This is a genomic window from Pedobacter sp. 05T44 (genome assembly GCF_056395985.1).
On record NZ_JBFTKO010000023.1, the window covers coordinates 16578 to 36377 of the forward strand.

The 19800-nt window shown below is 38.4% G+C and carries 18 protein-coding genes; 10 read left to right on the forward strand and 8 right to left on the reverse strand.

Translation table 11 applies throughout. The annotated features are described in order from the left end of the window. Nucleotides 1–54: 54 nt before the first annotated feature. The 4 genes from radA to AC1DDK_RS23675 all read right to left on the reverse strand — a co-directional run bounded on the left by radA (nucleotide 55) and on the right by AC1DDK_RS23675 (nucleotide 4503). Nucleotides 55–1431 (reverse strand): DNA repair protein RadA, encoded by a 1377-nt coding sequence (radA, locus tag AC1DDK_RS23660; protein ID WP_477634103.1) that lies wholly within the window; start codon nucleotides 1429–1431, stop codon nucleotides 55–57. 99 nt (nucleotides 1432–1530) lie between these two features. Next, nucleotides 1531–3081, reverse strand: coding sequence for an Rne/Rng family ribonuclease (locus AC1DDK_RS23665; RefSeq protein ID WP_477634104.1), 1551 nt, complete (start codon nucleotides 3079–3081; stop codon nucleotides 1531–1533). A gap of 251 nt (nucleotides 3082–3332) precedes the next feature. Beyond that, nucleotides 3333–4193, reverse strand: a complete 861-nt coding sequence (locus tag AC1DDK_RS23670) for a tetratricopeptide repeat protein (RefSeq protein WP_172659215.1) — start codon at nucleotides 4191–4193, stop codon at nucleotides 3333–3335. 7 nt (nucleotides 4194–4200) lie between these two features. Beyond that, a complete protein-coding gene (locus tag AC1DDK_RS23675) occupies nucleotides 4201–4503 on the reverse strand; it encodes an HU family DNA-binding protein (protein WP_008240139.1) in 303 nt (100 codons plus the stop codon). A 171-nt stretch (nucleotides 4504–4674) separates the two neighbouring features. Between AC1DDK_RS23675 and mutY the strand changes: the two genes are divergently transcribed. After that, entirely contained in the window at nucleotides 4675–5724 is a 1050-nt protein-coding gene (gene mutY / locus AC1DDK_RS23680; RefSeq protein WP_337718240.1) for an A/G-specific adenine glycosylase, read from the forward strand. Between the two features lie 14 nt (nucleotides 5725–5738). Continuing rightward, nucleotides 5739–6167 carry a single-stranded DNA-binding protein gene (locus tag AC1DDK_RS23685; RefSeq protein WP_048907892.1) on the forward strand — a complete coding sequence of 143 codons (429 nt, stop codon included), beginning with the start codon at nucleotides 5739–5741 and terminating at the stop codon, nucleotides 6165–6167. Nucleotides 6168–6190: 23 nt separating this feature from the next. Here the strand turns inward: AC1DDK_RS23685 and glmS are convergent, their stop codons facing one another. The 3 genes from glmS to AC1DDK_RS23700 all read right to left on the reverse strand — a co-directional run bounded on the left by glmS (nucleotide 6191) and on the right by AC1DDK_RS23700 (nucleotide 10399). Then, nucleotides 6191–8029: a glutamine--fructose-6-phosphate transaminase (isomerizing) gene (gene glmS / locus AC1DDK_RS23690; RefSeq protein ID WP_477634105.1), complete on the reverse strand. Its 1839-nt coding sequence runs from the start codon at nucleotides 8027–8029 to the stop codon at nucleotides 6191–6193. Between the two features lie 81 nt (nucleotides 8030–8110). Continuing rightward, nucleotides 8111–9556, reverse strand: coding sequence for a DUF4270 domain-containing protein (locus AC1DDK_RS23695; RefSeq protein ID WP_172659212.1), 1446 nt, complete (start codon nucleotides 9554–9556; stop codon nucleotides 8111–8113). A gap of 18 nt (nucleotides 9557–9574) precedes the next feature. Continuing rightward, nucleotides 9575–10399 carry a glycogen/starch synthase gene (locus tag AC1DDK_RS23700; RefSeq protein ID WP_337718242.1) on the reverse strand — a complete coding sequence of 275 codons (825 nt, stop codon included), beginning with the start codon at nucleotides 10397–10399 and terminating at the stop codon, nucleotides 9575–9577. 153 nt (nucleotides 10400–10552) lie between these two features. Here AC1DDK_RS23700 and panC point away from each other — a divergent pair, with 153 nt between their 5' ends. The 4 genes from panC (at nucleotide 10553) to AC1DDK_RS23720 (ending at nucleotide 13784) form a co-directional block, all read left to right on the forward strand. Further along, the gene (gene panC / locus AC1DDK_RS23705) at nucleotides 10553–11392 is read left to right on the forward strand and encodes a pantoate--beta-alanine ligase (protein ID WP_172659211.1); all 840 of its coding nucleotides are present in this window, start codon (nucleotides 10553–10555) and stop codon (nucleotides 11390–11392) included. A 45-nt stretch (nucleotides 11393–11437) separates the two neighbouring features. Then, a complete protein-coding gene (gene panD / locus AC1DDK_RS23710) occupies nucleotides 11438–11788 on the forward strand; it encodes an aspartate 1-decarboxylase (protein ID WP_477634106.1) in 351 nt (116 codons plus the stop codon). 98 nt (nucleotides 11789–11886) lie between these two features. Beyond that, complete coding sequence (locus tag AC1DDK_RS23715) at nucleotides 11887–13026, forward strand: acyl-CoA dehydrogenase (RefSeq protein ID WP_288884432.1); 1140 nt, start codon at nucleotides 11887–11889, stop codon at nucleotides 13024–13026. Nucleotides 13027–13319: 293 nt separating this feature from the next. Further along, nucleotides 13320–13784, forward strand: a complete 465-nt coding sequence (locus tag AC1DDK_RS23720; protein ID WP_068886808.1) for a pyrophosphohydrolase domain-containing protein — start codon at nucleotides 13320–13322, stop codon at nucleotides 13782–13784. 87 nt (nucleotides 13785–13871) lie between these two features. Here the strand turns inward: AC1DDK_RS23720 and AC1DDK_RS23725 are convergent, their stop codons facing one another. Next, nucleotides 13872–14219 (reverse strand): phage holin family protein, encoded by a 348-nt coding sequence (locus AC1DDK_RS23725; protein ID WP_172659207.1) that lies wholly within the window; start codon nucleotides 14217–14219, stop codon nucleotides 13872–13874. An 18-nt stretch (nucleotides 14220–14237) separates the two neighbouring features. On the opposite strand from AC1DDK_RS23725, the gene AC1DDK_RS23730 reads away from it, so the two are divergent. The 4 genes from AC1DDK_RS23730 (at nucleotide 14238) to infB (ending at nucleotide 19705) form a co-directional block, all read left to right on the forward strand. After that, nucleotides 14238–14672 carry a hypothetical protein gene (locus AC1DDK_RS23730; protein ID WP_288884430.1) on the forward strand — a complete coding sequence of 145 codons (435 nt, stop codon included), beginning with the start codon at nucleotides 14238–14240 and terminating at the stop codon, nucleotides 14670–14672. A 196-nt stretch (nucleotides 14673–14868) separates the two neighbouring features. Continuing rightward, entirely contained in the window at nucleotides 14869–15333 is a 465-nt protein-coding gene (gene rimP, locus AC1DDK_RS23735; protein WP_288884024.1) for a ribosome assembly cofactor RimP, read from the forward strand. A 2-nt stretch (nucleotides 15334–15335) separates the two neighbouring features. Beyond that, on the forward strand, nucleotides 15336–16571 hold the full coding sequence (gene nusA, locus AC1DDK_RS23740; protein WP_048907881.1) for a transcription termination factor NusA: 1236 nt from the start codon (nucleotides 15336–15338) through the stop codon (nucleotides 16569–16571). Nucleotides 16572–16654: 83 nt separating this feature from the next. Then, complete coding sequence (gene infB / locus AC1DDK_RS23745; protein WP_477634107.1) at nucleotides 16655–19705, forward strand: translation initiation factor IF-2; 3051 nt, start codon at nucleotides 16655–16657, stop codon at nucleotides 19703–19705. The last annotated feature ends 95 nt before the right edge of the window (nucleotides 19706–19800 follow it).

The window sequence follows — 19800 nt, forward strand, 5'->3', positions numbered from 1 at the left end:
ATCCCCAATGTGTAGAAACTAAATGGCAAATATACACGGCAGTTCCACGCTTGGTTACCCAAATAGCAATGAAAATACGTCTTCAATCTTCCTTACAGGGGTCAATTCAATTTTAAATCGATCAAGAATAAGACCCTTTAAATTATAGTTAGAAATAAAGATCCGTTCAAACCCAAGCTTCTCTGCCTCAAGGATGCGTTGTTCAATTCGGTTAACTGCTCTGATCTCTCCTGATAGACCAACTTCTGCTGCGAAACAGATTTTAGAAGATATAGCTATATCTTCATGCGAGGAGATTATTGCAACCATAATGGCCAGGTCAATTGCCGGATCTTCAACTTTAATTCCACCGGCTATGTTTAAGAAAACATCACGGGTACTTAATCTAAAACCACACCTTTTTTCGAGTACGGCAAGAAGCATGTTCATTCTTTTAGTATCAAAGCCATTTGCAGATCGCTGAGGAGTTCCATAGGCTGCGGCACTAACCAATGCCTGTGTTTCGATTAACATTGGTCTTGCGCCTTCTAAGGTGGCCGAAATTGCGATTCCGCTCATTTCTTCATCACGTTGTGATAACAGAATTTCGGAAGGATTGGAAACTTGCCGCAAACCCGTACTGTGCATTGCRTAAATTCCTAGTTCGGCAGCGGCCCCGAAACGATTCTTGATAGAGCGCAAAATTCTATATACATGATGCCTGTCGCCCTCAAACTGCAAAACGGTATCAACCATATGTTCCAGAATTTTTGGTCCGGCAATGGTGCCGTCTTTGGTAATATGGCCAATTAAAAATACAGGGGTGTCAGTTTCCTTTGCAAACCGGAGTAATTCTGCAGTGCACTCTCTTACCTGAGATACACTTCCAGGGGTTGAATCAATATTGGCCGAGTGAAGTGTTTGTATAGAATCAACAATGATAATATTTGGTTCAAGCGTTTCAATTTGTTTAAAAATATTTTGAGTAGAGGTTTCAGTTAGAATGTAGCAATCAGCTTTAGGTGTGGTAGTAATGCGCTCAGCCCTCATTTTAATTTGCTGTTCGCTTTCTTCTCCGGAAACATATAGAATCTTTTTGCCAGAGATATTTAAGGCCAGCTGCAGCATCAGGGTAGATTTACCGATTCCTGGTTCACCTCCAATCAGTATTACAGAGCCGGCAACTAAACCTCCACCCAAAACCCTGTCGAGCTCAAGATCACCTGTTAAAGTTCTTTCTTCGCTTATCGATTGGATKTCATCAACTTTGGATGGTTTATTTAAGCGTTGGATGCCGGTGGATGTTTTCCAGGAAGGTACCTTAGTGCTTGTTTTCTCTATGATTTCTTCGACGAAGGTATTCCATTCATTGCATGAAGGACATCTCCCTAGCCATTTCGCTGATTCATACCCACAACTTTGGCAGAAATATGCTGATTTAGTTTTAGCCAATTGATTACAATTTAATTCTACTAATTTATGCTTAATTCTATTAAAACAAACAGGCCCGATCTCTAAGAAATCGGGCCTGTTTAGTTAATAAGTTAATTTTTACAATTTAATTTCTTCGTCTTTTGAAGAAAGAAAGTGAAACTCAGTCAAATTATAAGACGAGACTGATCTGATTTTAATTCGTTGTCCGAATTTAAAAAACCATTTCCACTGTAAAGAGATAAAGCCCTTTTTAATGAAAGCTTCAATATACGGGTGTACACAAAGCGTAATATTTTTTTCGTTTTGCTCCTGCAAAATATAGGTCAGGTTATTTTCAATGTCATCCATTAAAACAATACTGGCCTTAATTTCCCCCGTACCGTCACAGGTAGGGCATTTCTCACTGGTTACAATGTTCATTTCGGGCCTTACACGCTGACGTGTGATCTGAACAAGGCCAAACTTACTTGGCGGCAATATGGTGTGCTTAGCACGATCCAGTAACATCAGATCCTTAAGATAGTCGAACAACATTTTACGGTTAACAGGCTTGTGCATATCGATAAAATCGATTACTAMAATACCACCCATATCCCTTAAACGAAGTTGGCGGGCAATCTCCTTGGCGGCTTCTTTATTCACCTGCAAGGCATTGTCTTCCTGATTCTCTTTGCTGGCTGTTCTGTTTCCGCTGTTTACATCAATAACATGAAGCGCTTCAGTATGTTCAACAACAAGGTAGGCTCCTCCAGCTAAGTTTACTGTTTTACCAAAAGAGTTCTTGATTTGTTTCTCAATGCCGAAATGCTCAAAAATAGGTTCTTTATGTTTGTACAGTTTCACGATCTTTTCCATTTCCGGAGAGATTTCGTGAACATAGGAACGAATATCTTCAAACAGGCTATTGTCGCTTACATAAACATTTGTAAAGTCAGTGCTTAAAATATCACGGATCAATGTTGATGTCCGATCCATTTCTCCCCAAACTCGTTTAGAAGGTTCTGCATCAGGAAGCTTTTTAATAAAGCTTTCCCATTTAGCTACAGAATCCAAAAGGTCTTTTTGAAGTTCTGCAACTCCTTTTCCTTCAGAAACGGTTCTGATAATTACTCCAAAATTTTTAGGTTTAATACTTTCAATAATCTTTTTTAAACGATTACGTTCGGTATTGCTTTTAATCTTTTTTGAAATAGAGATTACATTAGAGAAAGGAACTAATACAATATATCTGCCAGCTATTGAAAGGTCTGAACTTAAACGAGGACCTTTAGTTGAAATTGGCTCTTTTGCTATCTGAACAGGTAAAACAAGATTCTTGCTTACTACTTCCGATATTTTGCCTGCTTTGTTAATGTCTCCCTCTAGCTTGAAATTATCCAGTAAAGTGCCATTAACAGAGCCATTACGCTTGATTTTAGTTAGCTTAATTAAAGATTGGACTTGAGGACCAAGATCAAAATAATGCAGAAATGCATCTTTTTCATAACCAACATCTACGAACGCAGCATTTAGACCCGGCATGATTTTTTTGATGCGGCCTAAATAAATGTCGCCAACGGCGTAATTGTTGTTGATCTGTTCTTTATGAAGTTCTACAAGTTGTTTGTCTTCAACTAAAGCTATGGTTACTCCCAGTGGAGAGGAATCTATAATTAATTCTTTTACCAAAAGCTACAGATTTTAAGGCATTAAATGCCTTATTAACACATGGACAAATAAAAAAAACATTGCAACGAAAAATAAGGCTAAGATCTTGTCGTAGCCTTATTTTCTATGCAAAACATTAAGAAAAATTATTTTTTCTTATGTCTGTTTTTTCTTAAACGTTTTTTGCGTTTGTGGGTAGCCATTTTATGTCTTTTTCTTTTTTTACCGCTTGGCATAATCTTGAATTTTAAATATTTTTTTTAATCTGTTTATTAATTTTTACTCTTTAGCTCCAATACTTTATCATCAATGAATTTAGATAATTTGGGATTGGCGGCTAGCTTTTTACTCTTAAGATAAGCATCAATAGCATCTGCATTTTTACCAAGGCTTTCGTAAGCTGTGGCTAAATAGAAGTACGCATCGGGAGTAGGCTTAATGGCGATAATGTTGTTAAATCTGGTTATGGCTTTATCAAACTGGCCAGATTTAATTGCGAATGTACCTAAACTCATATTCGCTTTCAAATTCTTTGGGTCTTTTTTTACCACATCCATCAATAACGCAATACCTTTCATTGGCATTCCCATTCCATTAACAATGGTAATTCCCAGGCCTGTCTTAGCATCAGCACTTGTTGAGTCAATACTTACGGCATTAGTATAAGCAGCATTTGCTCTTTGTAATAATGCAGGTTGTAATATACTGTCTCTTGAGTTGTCAAATGCCTTTAAAAAACGGTCTCCGGTAATTAACCAGCTGGCTAATGTTTTCTCTTGATTGGCTATAATCTCAAGGTATAAAGCGCTTGGTGCACTTTGATCAACATCATCCCACTTTTGCGCAAGCACTTTAGCGGCCGTAACCTTATCGGTAGAAGCTTTATATGTGCTCTCAAGTGAAGTAATTTCAGCGGCAAAGTTTGGACTGATCAGGGTTTTACCAGAAGCCGAAACTTCTTCCAAACTAATTGGCTGAGGGGTTTCCGATGTCATCTGCCCTGCGGCTGGAACATTCGTTGTCTGCTCTTTTGGCTTAACTAAACCTTTAATATCCCTTGTAAACAAAAAAGCTCCAAGCAATACTATTGCTCCAATTATGATAATTTGTCTTGAACGGATATTGTTTAGCATAAGTTGATTAAGCTTCTACGCTTACTTTTTTAGAGTTGTTTTTTACTTTGTCAACAAACACTTTTGCTGGTTTGAAACTTGGTACAAAATGCTCTGGGATAATAATTGCAGTGTTTTTAGAAATATTTCTCGCAGTTTTTTGCGCTCTCTTTTTTACAACAAAACTACCAAAACCTCTAACATATACATTCTCTCCTCCGATCATACTGTTCTTGATCACTTTGAAAAATGCCTCAACGGTTTCTTGTACATCTACCTTTTCAATTCCTGTTTTTGTTGATATTTCTGAAATAATATCTGCCTTAGTCATATTCTATTATTTATTTATAGTGTATTATATACTTTATAAGTGTTTTGGGGTTGCAAAAGTATTGCTTTTTAATGAGATAGGAAAATAAAAGATGATTTATTTGTTTCATATTGTATCAGAGAATTGCAAGTTTTGCCGAAAACAAATTAATAACGCCGTATTTTTGCGTCTATGGCTTTTCAAACAGAAATAGTAAAATGGTATTTAAATCATAAAAGAGACTTACCATGGCGGGGTACAACGGATGCTTATGTGATCTGGCTTTCAGAAATTATATTGCAACAAACCAGGGTAGAACAAGGATTGCCTTATTTTAATAGATTTTTAGAAAATTACCCAACAGTTACTGCGTTTGCTGCAGCTACAGAAACACAGATACTTAAACTATGGCAGGGGTTGGGTTATTATTCAAGAGGAAGAAACATGCTTTATACTGCCAAGCAGATCCAGGAAGTTTATGATGGGAAATTCCCTACAAAGTATGATGATCTAATTCGCTTGAAAGGAATAGGGGATTATACCGCTGCAGCCATTTCATCGTTTTCTTCGAATGAGATGAAAGCAGTTCTGGATGGCAACGTGTTTAGAGTATTGTCGAGATATTTTGGAATTGAAACCCCAATAAACAGTCCTGCCGGGAAAAAGCAATTCATAGAGTTGGCACAAAATCTAATAGCCGGACAAGAACCTTCTGTATACAACCAGGCCATTATGGAGTTTGGAGCGTTGCATTGCAAGCCTAAATCTCCTGCCTGCGAATCCTGCCCTGTTCAATCTGATTGTTTTGCCAGGAAAAATGATCTTGTAAATATGCTTCCTGTTAAAGAGAAAAAACTTAAAAAACGCACTCGTTATTTTAACTATCTGGTATGTTTTAATGGAGATGAAATCCTGGTAAACAAAAGGAATCCTGGAGACATCTGGCAGGAGCTGTATGATTTTCCTTTAATAGAAACTGACGACAATTACCTGGAAGCACAAGAACAATTCCTGACCATATTGAAGAATAATTTTGGCGACACCTGTACAATTACGCCATTAGAGCAGAAAAAACATTTATTGACCCACCAAACTATATATGTTCAATTTTTTGCTTTAGATAATTATATCATTAACTTTAATCAGAATGCAGAAATAAAATGGGTTTCATTAAGCGAGCTGGACGAATTGCCACAACCTAAAGTGATAACAAATTTTATAAGCTCTTATTCCGTAAATTAGATAAATCAGAATTCATGTCAGGTATTAACAAAGTTATTTTAGTAGGACATTTAGGAAAAGATCCTGAAGTCAGACATTTAGATGGAGGTGTAACCGTAGCAAGTTTCCCATTGGCAACATCAGAGACGTATAACAAAGATGGCAAAAGAATAGAGCAAACAGAGTGGCATAATATTGTTTTGTGGAGAGGTTTAGCAGAAGTAGCCTCAAAGTATTTGCAAAAGGGCAAACTGGTGTATATTGAAGGTAAGCTTCGTACCCGCTCTTTTGAAGACAAAGAGCGAGTAAAGAAGTATGTTACAGAAGTAGTTGCAGAGAATTTTACAATTCTGGGCAGAAAGAGTGATTTTGAACAAACCCCATCTACGGGCGAGAATAGTACGCCAAAAAGCGAAACGGATTACATTGATCCAAGCGACGCTTCAGGTGATTTGCCTTTCTAACTAAATATAAAGAACTAAATCTGTTACTCCACAGTAACAGATTTAGCCAGATTTCTCGGTTGGTCTACATTGCAGCCTCTTAATACTGCGATATGATAAGATAGCAATTGAAGCGGTATTGTGGCCAGTAATGGTAAGAATGCCTCACTGGCATCAGGTATCTCTATACAATAATCTACCATTTTTCTAACCTCAACATCTCCCTCGGTGACTATCGCCAAGACAATTCCTTTTCTGGCCTTCACTTCCTGGATATTGCTGATTACTTTCTCGTAAGATGAATTTTTAGTGGCGATAACAACTACTGGCATTTCCTCGTCTATAAGCGCTATGGGGCCGTGTTTCATCTCGGCGGCCGGATATCCCTCGGCATGGATGTAAGAGATCTCCTTGAGCTTTAAAGCTCCTTCCAGCGCTACAGGGAAACCACTTCCCCTGCCAAGGAATAGGCAATTTCTTGAATCMTTAAATTTCTCGGCAATTTCTTTTATAAGATCATTAGATTCAAGCGCCACTTGTATTTTATCTGGGATGCAATCTAACTCGGTAAGTAGTTCAACCAATTTTGAATTGGTAAGCGTACCTTTTTGCTGAGCCATATAAAAAGCCATTAAAGTAAGCACCGTAACCTGAGCAGTAAAGGCTTTGGTTGAAGCAACTCCAATTTCAGGTCCGGCATGTGTATAAACACCGGCATGTGTTAATCGTGGTATGGAGGCGCCCACAACGTTACATACACCAAAAATCGTCGCACCCCTCTCTTTGGCCATTTCAATTGCGGCCATTGTATCTGCTGTTTCTCCAGATTGAGAAATGGCAATCACGATGTCTTTTTCAGTAATTATTGGATTTCTGTATCTAAATTCTGATGCATATTCCACTTCTACAGGGATTCTTGCATATTCTTCAATCAAATACTCACCTACAAGACCAGCATGCCATGAAGTGCCACAGGCAACAATAATTATACGATCAATATTTTTTAGCTTGTCGGCATATTCTTTTATTCCGCCCAGTTGTACTTTACCTTCGTTTGGATAGATACGGCCTCTCATACAATCTCTGATTGAGCGCGACTGCTCAAAGATCTCTTTTAGCATGAAATGTTCATACCCACCTTTTTCGAGCATCTCAAGTTTTAACTCGAGCTCTTGAACATAAGGTGTTTGTACTACATTATCCAGGCGTTTTATCAATAACTCATCGCGTTTAATAAATGCAATTTCATTATCGTTCAGGTAGATCACATTTTTGGTGTACTCAACAATAGGCGTGGCATCCGAAGCAATAAAGTATTCTCCATCGCCAACTCCTATAACCATTGGACTTCCTTTTCTTGCAGCGATCAGTTGATCTGGATGCTCCTCGTCCATCAAAACAATTGCGTAAGCTCCACTAACCTCACGTAAGGCCAGTCGAACAGCTTCCAGCAGATCTATCTTTTCGTTTTTATAAATTTCTTCAATTAAGTGTACCAGAACTTCGGTATCGGTATCACTTTTAAAGTCGTGGCCCCTGGTTATTAGCTCTTCTTTGAGTGTAGCATAGTTCTCAATAATCCCGTTGTGAATTATAGTAAGCTTGCCATTGTTGGATGTATGGGGGTGCGAGTTTCTATCGGAAGGGGCTCCATGGGTAGCCCATCTGGTATGGCCAATTCCCGCTGTGCCAGATAAATTCTTACCTGCAGCAAAGTTCTCCAGTTCTGTAACCTTTCCTGCCTTTTTATAGATGTTTAATCCATCATCAGAAATAAGCGCAATACCAGCACTGTCGTATCCGCGGTATTCTAATCTTTTTAGTCCTTTAATAACTATTGGCCACGCTTCTCTGTGACCGATATAACCAACTATTCCACACATACATACTGGGTTTAAAAAATATATCCTCCGAAATTAATGATCTCGGAGGATATAAACACAATAGTGTATAAATAAATTTAGCTAGTCAATTCTGGTATAATAGATGTTTAACTTAATACCTTTTTCGCCCGTAGCCGGGGTTGCAGTGTTTATGATTGACCTTGCACCGGAAGTTAAAGAAGGGAAAACATTGTACTCAGTAAGTGAGCTAGGTGCCAGGTAAGTACCATAATCGACAGTCTTGTTGTCAATCAGAGCTTGCAGGTAACTAGTTACTGTAAATATATATCTTTTGTTAACCGTGTCATAGAATCCACCAAATGCTGCTTCAGAGCCTGCATAGGTAGCGGGCGGTGTCGGATTGGCTTGTGTAGGGCCTTCGTTGTCAGGAATATTTGCTCTCTGACCGGCTATATCAAGTCTGTAAAGAGATAGCCGCTGAGCAGCATTCCATGGCGATACATCTGTTCCGCTTTTAAGATTAACAACCAATTCTGCCCTGTTAATTACTACACGTGCATCTGCATTTCCAGCCTTTACCTTGTCTACAAAAGCTTTTAGATCAGGGAAAGAAATTTTATTCCTTACGCCAGAAAGTGCTTGCAAATATGTAACGTCAAAAGATGCCGTTGGCGCATCTAATTGTGCTTTAACAGGTGTTCCGGTGTAATCATGCTTAACCGTTGCCGCAATAGGGCCTGAACTTGATGAAATAGGGAAATTAACGGCTACAGTATCTTTCTCTACAACACTTGTTCCTACCTGTTTTTTGTAATAAATTTGAAGATTAGCATCAGTTCCGCCAAAATTAATAAACATTACACCTCCAGGGCCACTTGATGAGGTCTTGTTAACACTTACCTGCAGACCTTTAAATACTGCTGAGAATTTAGTGTTTGTTGCTCTTAGTGCTGAATCTACATTTAAAATGTGTTCCTGAATAAATGAATTACTAAGCTTTATCCTTAATTGAGGAACAACAGCCTTAAGCGTATCAGGTTTTCCTGTTACGATATCAGTAATTTTAAAAGGTGTTTTTGGCTTTATCTTAGTGGTAAGAGAGCCTACCACCTCAGTTTCTACAGGCCATACTTTGTTGCTTAAAAAGACCTTTTGCAAAGAGAGGTCATCTTTAAGCTGGTGCACATTAAGGCTATAAACCGAAGTTGTTGTATCACCATAAAATTGAGTTGAGTAAGGCAAAACGAGTACTGCCGAATCTACAGTTGGTATTCCTCCAAAGCTATAACTAGTTGAAGGAAGGCTTACCGTCATAGAAAGGCTTGCTTCGGTAGTTCCAAAAGTAGCATCTCCGGTAATGTAACCCAAAGGATGTCTTGCCAATCCAATTGATGCAGTAGCTGAATCAAGAACAGTTTTGGAATCAACCAGAACGGTATTGTCTAAAATACCTTTAATAGGAGAGTCGCCATCAGGTGTAAGGCCGATAGTATTGGCATCTTTACAAGATGCAAAAAGAAAAAGACCTATCAACAGGGTCAATAAGTCTAGTTTTATAAATTTCATATTTTAGAATACCTGAGTTTAAGCTATTGAAACCAATTCTTCATCCGAAATTTCTTCATATAATGAGTAGAAGTTTTCGAAATTTTCGGTTAAATTAAAAGCTAAAGTTGGCTTATTAGAATCTTTAACAAATTTTAACACATCAGCATTGATGTTTTCATCAGCTAAAACTAATGCATCAGAATACGTTACTGCTCCAATATGCAAGGCACTACAATCTGCTTTTTCAAATACTTTAGTATCCTCAACAGTCATAGAGTTCATTACTGCTTTTTTGTACAGATCAGTATTCATTGTTTCAGAGAAACAGTCCTCATAAATTGAATACACCACTTTTGAATTTTTAAAAGTAGGATCGTTTTTGTAAGTAGTTTTAATGTACGCAGGTACTAAGGATGTCATCCAGCCATGGCAATGAACGATATCTGGCGACCAGCCTAATTTTTTAACAGTTTCAAGTGCACCTTTACAGAAGAAAATTGTTCTTTCATCGTTATCAGCGTAGAACTTGTCTTCCTTATCCCTAAATACATACTTGCGTTGGAAATAATCTTCATTATCCAGAAAGTAAACTTGCATCCTTGCTGCCGGAATTGAGGCAACTTTAATGATTAACGGGTTATCATTGTCATCAATAATGATGTTCATGCCCGAAAGACGGATAACCTCGTGTAATCTGTTCCTTCTTTCATTAATGTTTCCAAACCTTGGCATTAAAATACGGATTTCAAATCCTTTATCCTGCATTGCCTGAGGTAACTGACGGGTAATTTCTGAAATCTTTGTGAGTTCAAGGAAAGGCGACATCTCGTGTGTAACAATCAGTAGCTTCGTTTTGGCCATCTCCATATTCGTAAATAAAAATTTATGTTAAAGAAAAGATTATCAAGGGGCAAAGGTAAGCAAAATAATAACATTTATCAATATAATACGCAAGATGTTTTGTTGGGAATAGATAAATAACCAACTTTGCCCCCTGAAATTTTATAAGCTGGTTTGGAAGTACTAAATACTATTGCGGCGTTAAAGTCGTTGCTTGGCCCAATTAAATTGGCCCAGCAGAAAATTGCTTTAGTGCCAACTATGGGTGCGCTGCATAAAGGTCATGTATCATTAATAAAGATGGCCCAAAAGCAGGCTGATATAGTGGTTTGCAGTATTTTTGTGAACCCTACCCAATTTACGGACCCTAAAGATTTAGAGAGATATCCGCGCCCGCTAGAGCATGATATGGCCATGCTTAAAGACGCCGGATGTGATGTGGTATTCATGCCTTCGGTAAAGGAGATGTATCCGACTGAAGAGAAATGGCATATTGATCTGGGCCCTGCCGAATTTCTTTTAGAGGGTGAATTTAGAAAAGGTCATTATCAAGGGGTTACCCAAATTGTAAAAAAACTGTTTGATGCTGTAAGCCCGGATGTCGCGTTTTTTGGACAAAAGGACTACCAGCAGGTGCTGATGATCCAAAACATGGTTGCCTACTTCAACCTTCCTGTTCAAATCATTTCTTGTCCGATTATAAGAGAAGACGATGGGCTTGCCATGAGTTCAAGAAATATACACCTTAGTGCTGCCGACAGAAAAAATGCGTTGGTATTAAGCAAGGCGCTTACCTACGTAAGTGATAATTTCAAGAATAAAAGCATTCCCGAGCTTTTAGAAAAGGCTAAACAGTTAATTGAAGAAACGCCCGGAGTTGAGCTCGACTATTTTACAATTGCCGATGGAAAAACATTACTTCCTGAGACAAACAAAAATGATCAGAATATTATAGCTCTTGTAGCTGCCAAAGTAGGGCAAACAAGGCTTATCGATAATATGATACTTAGCTGAAAAACGGGAAATCATTCATTCAGAAACTTTATCTAACTTTGCATTATGATTATCGAGATATTAAAATCGAAGATCCACCGTGTTAAAGTAACACAGGCAGAACTGAATTATGTTGGAAGTATTACCATTGATGAAGATCTAATKGATGCTGCCCAAATTATTGCAAACGAGAAAGTGCAGATCGTAAACAACAATAACGGTGAGCGTTTTGAAACCTATGTAATAAAAGGCGAAAGAGGAACAGGAACCATTTGTTTAAATGGAGCTACAGCCCGTAAAGTTCAGGTGGGTGATATTCTTATCATCATGTCTTACGGATCTTTACCAATAGAAGAAGCGAAAAAATATCACCCGATATTGGTTTTTCCTGATGATAATAACCATTTGCTAAAATAGGCTGTAATTACACTATAAAAAATAATACTATGCTACCATAGTAATTTGGTTGAGAAATACTAAATTTGGCTGTACGTATTTTTTTATTATATATAATTATGCTATTTCAACTAAGTGAAGAACAATTGATGATTCAGCAGGCGGCAAGGGATTTTGCACAAAATGAACTTAAGCCTGGAGTTATTGAAAGAGATGAACACCAGAAATTTCCGGCAGAACAAGTGAAAAAGCTTGGCGAGCTGGGGTTTTTAGGGATGATGGTTTCAGAAAAATACAACGGTAGCGGTATGGATGCAGTTTCATACGTGCTGGTAATGGAAGAACTGTCTAAAGTAGATGCATCGGCATCTGTAGTTGTTTCTGTAAATAATTCTTTGGTATGTTACGGTTTAGAAGCGTTCGGTTCTGAGGCACAAAAAGAAAAATATTTAAAGCCTTTGGCATCCGGCGAAAAGATCGGAGCCTTTTGTTTATCGGAGCCAGAAGCAGGTTCTGATGCAACATCGCAACAAACAACCGCAGAAGATAAAGGCGATTATTACCTGCTAAATGGCACCAAGAATTGGATTACCAATGGTAGTACGGCCTCAACATACCTCGTAATTGCGCAAACAAATAAGGCATTAAAACATAAAGGGATAAATGCATTTATAGTAGAAAAGGGTATGGAAGGTTTTACGGTTGGCCCAAAAGAAAACAAATTGGGCATCCGTGGTTCTGATACACATTCTCTAATGTTTAACGACGTTAAAGTGCCAAAAGAGAATAGAATTGGTGAAGATGGGTTTGGATTTAAGTTTGCCATGAAAACGCTGGAGGGAGGCCGAATTGGCATTGCAGCACAGGCGCTTGGCATTGCAGCCGGAGCATATGAGCTGGCGTTAAGCTACGCTAAACAACGTAAATCGTTTGGTAAGCCCATTGCAGAACATCAGGCAATAGCTTTTAAGCTTGCAGATATGGCCACCAGCATAGAAGCAGCAAGAATGTTGGTTTATAAAGCGGCATGGTTAAAAGACCAGGGGCAACCCTACACGCTTGCTGGCTCAATGGCTAAGCTGTATGCTTCAAAAGTAGCCATGGATGTAACGGTAGAGGCTGTTCAGATACACGGCGGTTATGGATTCGTAAAAGAGTATCATGTTGAGCGATTGATGCGTGACGCTAAGATCACCCAGATTTACGAAGGAACTTCTGAAATTCAAAAAATGGTAATCTCCAGAGAGATTATCCGTTAAATAATCGTAATCATTATCTTTGTTTTTATAAGCTTATTGAGTTTATAAAAATAAAGAAATATGCCCGAAATTCTCCTTTTATGCGTTATGTTAATCCCGCAAATTGTGGCTGGGATACTTGCGAAAAGTATGGGCAGGAAGTTTTGGTTCTGGTTTCTTATCTCCTTCCTTATTCCTATCATTTCATTAATAGTACTGTTGTTTTTAGAAGATAAAAGTGAGCAAAGCGGATATGAACTAGCCGACCACGTAAAAGAAAAAAATTAAAAAAAAATATAAATCAATATTAAAGCATGAAAGAGTCAAACTCATTGAATCAGGTAGCCGAATTTCACAGAACATTTAAGCACCCTATAGAGAATTCGCCAATTATTCCATCAAAACAAAGAAGTGACTTAAGGGTTTCGTTGCTGGTTGAAGAGGTGAAGGAATTGCAACAAGCAATTGAAGACAATAACCTGGTTGAGGTGGCAGATGCTTTATGCGATATACAGTATGTTTTAGCCGGTGCTATTTTAGAATTCGGACTTGCAGATAAGTTTAAAGATCTCTTTGATGAAGTGCACCGTTCAAATATGAGCAAGGCATGTAAGTCTGAAGAAGAAGCTAACCAAACAATAGCCCATTATAAGGCTAAAGATGATAGTGATTCCTATTTTAAAGAGGAAGATTCGTTGTTTTTAGTGTACAGAACTAAAGATAACAAGACATTGAAATCTATAAATTACTCTCCTGCTGATCTTCAAAGCATTCTTTAGAGAATTTAAAAAGAGTGTCTAAAAAGGTTTGATCCTGAAATGAATTCAGGATGACGATCTTACCTTTTTGGACACTCTTTTTTGAATTTAATCCTTGTCAGAACCTGCAATAGCTCCAAATATTGCTTTAATCAACGCAATTACTATAGCTAAAATTGCTGCTGCCCAAAATCCGGTAGTATTAAAACCAGCCATCAGGTAATCAACTAATAATATCATTAAAACAGTGATGATGAATGACATCAATCCTAATGTAAGGAAGTTGATTGGGAATGTGAAAAGGCGCAAAATAAAACCAATTGTGGCATTTGCCAGCGCAATTAATATGGCCGCAATAATTGCAGCTCCATAACCATCTACCTGTACCCCTGGTACAATTTTGGCCCCCAGAAATACTGCAAGACCCATTAATAAAATTTCCACAATTAGTTTCATAAAGCTTAATTTAGTGTTATGGTTAAAATTTTTGTTAGGATATTGATGGCATTTTGCGCCATTTCACCTGTTTGTTCGTGTACATCAACAAATAGTAAGCCACTTTTGATAGGTTTTTCGGCCGACAGTTCATCTATTGTGTTTGGTAATATAGACCAACCAGGGCTTTTGCAGCTTAAAAATGCACCAGCTGCCGACTCTGTTTTTTATGATGTGGTTTCGGTTTTGCAAACACCATCTGACAAAGATACAGCTATAAAAGAAATGCCCGTTAAGGGCCAAATAAGCCTTAATGGCGAGGAAGTGGTGTTTGTTCCTGAAGAGCCATTTGTTAAAGGCAGGGACTATTTAGTTATTACGTATTTGAATGCGCGCTTTGGCAATGCCGAAGATATTATGAAGGGCAAGGTGAATTACAGTATAAAACCTTTGCAGAAATTATTAACCAGATAATAACTTCCGTGAACAAGGTGTGAAGAAACGCTAATCCTGTGAAGAAGTTGAACAGAAGTAAAAAGGGCTTTCTTTTACAAGCAGAAGTGATTGTGTTATAGCATTTTTAATTTGCAAAAATATTTCTTACATTTGCACGGTAATAGAGGTAAGAGGGGGCAAAAGTCCCCTCTTTTCTATTACTGGTGAATTGGTTATGCAGATAGAAAAAAGAGTAACAGAATTAGTAGAAGAAAAAATTTCGGACAGACCGGAGTTGTTTCTTGTTGAGGTGAAAATGCTGCCAAATAATAAACTGATTATTCATGTTGACGGCGATGAAGGAATCACTATACAGGATTGCGCAGCCATTAGCAGACATGTTGGTTTTCATTTGGAAGAGGAAAACACCATTGATAAAGCTTATAATTTAGAGGTTTCGTCTCCCGGAGTTGGTGAGCCATTGAAACTGAAAAGACAATACGATAAAAACATTGGCCGCGATTTAAGTGTAAAGCTTGCTGGCGGCGAAATAAAAGAAGGCAAATTGCTTTTTGTAGATGACAAAGGCATCACTATAGAAGCAAAAGTGAAAGAAAAAGGAAAAAAGGCGGTACTGGTAGAAACAGGAATCGACTTTAATAGTATAACAGAAACAAAGGTTTTAATTTCATTTAAATAAGAATGAGCAATATTAATTTAATCGATTCATTTCAGGAGTTCAAGGACTTTAAGAACATCGACCGCCCTACAGTGATTAGTGTGCTGGAAGAGGTATTTCGCAGTATGTTGCGTAAAAAATATGGTACTGATGAGAATTGTGACGTAATTGTTAACCCGGATAACGGAGATTTAGAGATCTGGCGTACCAGAAAAGTGATGGAAGATGGCTTTTCTGAGGACGATGATTTAGAAATTGAACTTGCCGAGGTTAAACAGTTAGATCCGGATATGGAAGTTGGCGACGATTACATTGAACAGATCACTTTAGAGAGTTTCGGAAGAAGAGCTATTTTAGCAGCCCGTCAGACACTTGTTTCAAAAGTATTGGAACTTGAAAAAGACGAAATTTTTAAAAAATATAAAGACAGGGTTGGAGAGATTGTAACCGGAGAGGTTTATCAGGTTTGGAAAAAAGAAACACTGGTTCTTGATGATGAAGGTAACGAATTAATGATGCCTAAAACTGAACAGATCCCGGCTGATTATTTCAAAAAAGGTGATACCGTTCGTGCCGTAATCCTTAAAGTGGATATGGTGAACAGCACTCCAAAAATTATTATCTCGAGAATTGCCCCTGAGTTTTTACAGCGCTTATTCGAAATCGAAGTTCCTGAGATTTTTGATGGTTTAATTACCATTAAGAAAATTGTTCGTGAACCTGGAGAAAGAGCAAAAGTTGCTGTAGAATCTTACGACGATAGAATTGATCCGGTAGGAGCTTGTGTGGGTATGAAGGGTTCTCGTATACATGGTATTGTTAGAGAGCTTAAAAATGAAAACATTGATGTAATTAACTTTACCAATAACATTTCATTATATATCACCAGAGCACTAAGCCCTGCAAAAATCACCTCTATTAAATTAGATGATGAAACAAAACATGCTTCAGTTTATTTAAAACCTGATCAGGTTTCATTGGCAATTGGTCGCGGTGGTCATAACATTAAACTTGCTGGTAAATTAACCGGTTATGAAATAGATGTATATCGTGAAGCTGGTGAAGAAGATGAGGATGTGGATATAGAAGAATTCTCGGATGAGATCGATAGCTGGATCATCGATGAGCTAAAAGCTATCGGATGTGATACTGCTAAAAGTGTGTTAGCACTTTCCGTTGATGAATTGGTTAAACGTACCGATTTGGAGGAAGAAACCATCAAGGAAGTGATGAGTATTTTGAAATCAGAATTTGAATAATACAAAAACTCACGACCTACAGATGAAATAAATAAGAATAAACGTTACTTTTGTATAAGAATTAAAGAAAAAATAGGATATCAATGTCAGACGACAAACCAATAATTTTATTTAAAGCAGTTAAGGAACTTAACGTAGGGATAGCTACGGCCGTTGAGTTCCTGGAAAAGAAAGGCTTTTCTGTTGAGAATAAACCCACTACTAAGCTCTCTCGCGACATGTATAATGCGCTGTTAAAAGAGTTTCAGGGCGATAAAATCGTAAAAGAAGAAGCCAATCAAATTGTTATTGGTAAAATTCGTCGTGATGAACCTGAAGTAACTGAGAAAGTTGCTGAGGCACCTAGAAAAAATGTTGAATTCGAAAACGAAGGCGTTTTAATTAAGAATCTTCATTCGTATACTCCTCCAGCTGAGAAGCCTAAGGAAGAAGCTCCGGCTAAACCGGCAGCGCCAGAAACTCCTGCAGATAAAGCAGAAGAAGGCTCTTTACCTGGTGTTAAAATAGTTGGAAAGATAAATCTTGATGATTTAAATTCTAAAACACGTCCGGTTAAAGCGGAGGAAGCTCCTGCTCCGGCACCAGAGCCAAAAGCTCCTGTTGCTGAAGAAGCGCCTAAGGAAGTTGTAAAAGAAGAAAAACCTGTTGAGAAAGTTGAGCAGCCGGTTGAAGAGGTAAAACAAGAAATTGTAAAACCTGTAGAAGAAGTTAAGCCAGTAGTGGTTGAACAACCTAAAGCTGTAGAGCCACCTGTAGTGAAAGCTCCAGAGCCAGTGGCGCCTAAGGTGGTACCTGTTACTCCTCCTGCACCTAAGGTTGAGAAACCTGAGGAAACGGAAGTAATTAAAGCTCGCTCTGTAAAACTTTCAGGTCCGAATATCATTGGTAAAATTGTTTTACCAACTACACCTGATCGTAAATCTCAGCCAGTAGCATCTTCGGCCGATAGCGCTGATGCGAAAAGAAAACGTAAACGTAAAAAAACTCCGGGTGGACATCCTGGACAGGGCGGCCATGGCCAACCTGCCAGTGGTGGCGGTAACCAACAAGCTGGCGGACAGTCAGGACAACAAGGACAACCGGGTCAGCAAAGACCTGCGCCTCCAGTTGGCAACAGACCGGATTTTAGAAATAACACAAACAATACAGCCAACAGGCCTAACTTTAGGAACAGCAAACCAGGAGGCCCAGGAGGTCATAGCGGTCCGAAAGAAGAACCTACGGAAAAAGAAATACAAGATCAGATTAAAGCAACACTTGCTCGTTTAAGTGGAGCAGGTAAATCTGGTAAGTTTGCTCAGCGTGCTAAATTACGTCGTCAAAAACGTGATGATGTTGCCCTTTCAGCAGATGAAGCTGCAATGGAACAAGAGTTGCAGTCAAGAGTTTTAAAGGTTACTGAGTTTGTTACGGCAAATGAATTGGCCACAATGATGGATGAGCCGGTTACAAAGATTATCGCAACTTGTATGAGTTTGGGAATGTTTGTATCGATTAACCAACGTTTGGATGCTGAAACCTTAACAATCGTTGCTGATGAGTTTGGTTACGAAATTCAATTCGTTAAACCAGATGATGAAAGTGATATTGTTATTSAAGAAGAAGATTCTGAGGAGGATTTATTGCCAAGAGCGCCTGTTGTAACCATAATGGGACACGTGGATCATGGTAAAACATCATTACTAGATTATATCCGTAAAGCGAATGTGGTTGCTGGTGAGGCGGGTGGTATTACCCAACACATTGGTGCTTACATGGTAACTACACCAACAGGTAAACAAGTTACTTTCTTAGATACACCGGGTCACGAAGCCTTTACAGCGATGCGTGCACGTGGTGCTAAGGTAGCCGATATTGCAATTATTGTTGTAGCGGCGGATGATGCTGTGATGCCTCAAACAAAAGAGGCCATCAACCATGCGCAAGCTGCCGGAGTTCCATTAGTGTTTGCCTTTACAAAAATTGACAAACCGGGTGCAAACTCAGATAAGATACGTGAGCAATTATCTATAATGAATATTCTTGTTGAGGATTGGGGTGGAAACTTCCAGTCGCAAGAGATATCTGGTAAAAGCGGTTTAAATGTAGACTTACTATTAGAGAAAGTTTTATTAGAGGCTGAGTTGTTAGACTTAAAAGCGAATCCGAATAAGCGTGCAACAGGTAGTGTAATTGAGGCGACTCTGGATAAAGGGCGTGGTATCGTTACAACGGTTCTTGTACAGGCTGGTACATTGAAAATAGGCGATCCGATTTTGGCAGGTAGTTACAGTGGACGTGTAAAAGCGTTATTTAACGAACGTGGACAAAAAGTAGATAAAGCTGGCCCATCAGTACCAGTTCAGGTATTGGGTATGCAAGGTGCACCAACTGCAGGTGATAAATTCAATGCACTTGAAAGTGAAGTTGAAGCAAGAGAAATTGCAAACAAACGTTTACAATTGATGCGTGAACAGGGTCTTCGTACTCAGAAACACATTACTCTTGATGAGATTGGCCGTCGTTTAGCGATCGGTAACTTTAAAGAGCTTAACCTGATTGTTAAAGGTGATGTGGATGGTTCAATTGAAGCACTATCTGATTCATTACTGAAACTTTCTACTGAAGAGATTCAAATTAATATCATAAGTAAAGCGGTAGGTCAGATCTCTGAATCTGATGTGTTGTTAGCTTCTGCTTCTGATGCGATCATTATAGGTTTCCAGGTTCGTCCATCATCAGGTGCGCGTAAATTGGCAGAGGCTGAGCAGATAGATATCCGCTTGTATTCTATCATCTACGATGCGATCAATGAGATCAAAGCGGCGATGGAAGGTATGTTGGCTCCAGAATTTGAAGAGAAGATCACTGCTAACGTTGAGATCAGAGATACCTTTAAAATTACTAAGGTGGGTACAATTGCCGGATGTATGGTGTTAGACGGTACAATTACACGTAACAGCAAAATCCGTATCGTTAGAGATGGTGTGGTAATTTACACAGGTGAATTGGCTTCATTGAAACGTTATAAAGATGATGTTAAAGAGGTATCTAGAGGTTACGAATGCGGATTGAATATCCAAAACTTCAACAATATTGAAGTAGGCGACATTGTTGAAGCTTACGAACAAGTAGAAGTTAAAAGGAAATTGTAATCATTAAATATATCAAATTAAAAGCGGCTTGAGTTTTTTAAGCCGCTTTTAATTTGATATTACTGTTTCTAAAACTAAAAGTCCAGTCGTTAAAC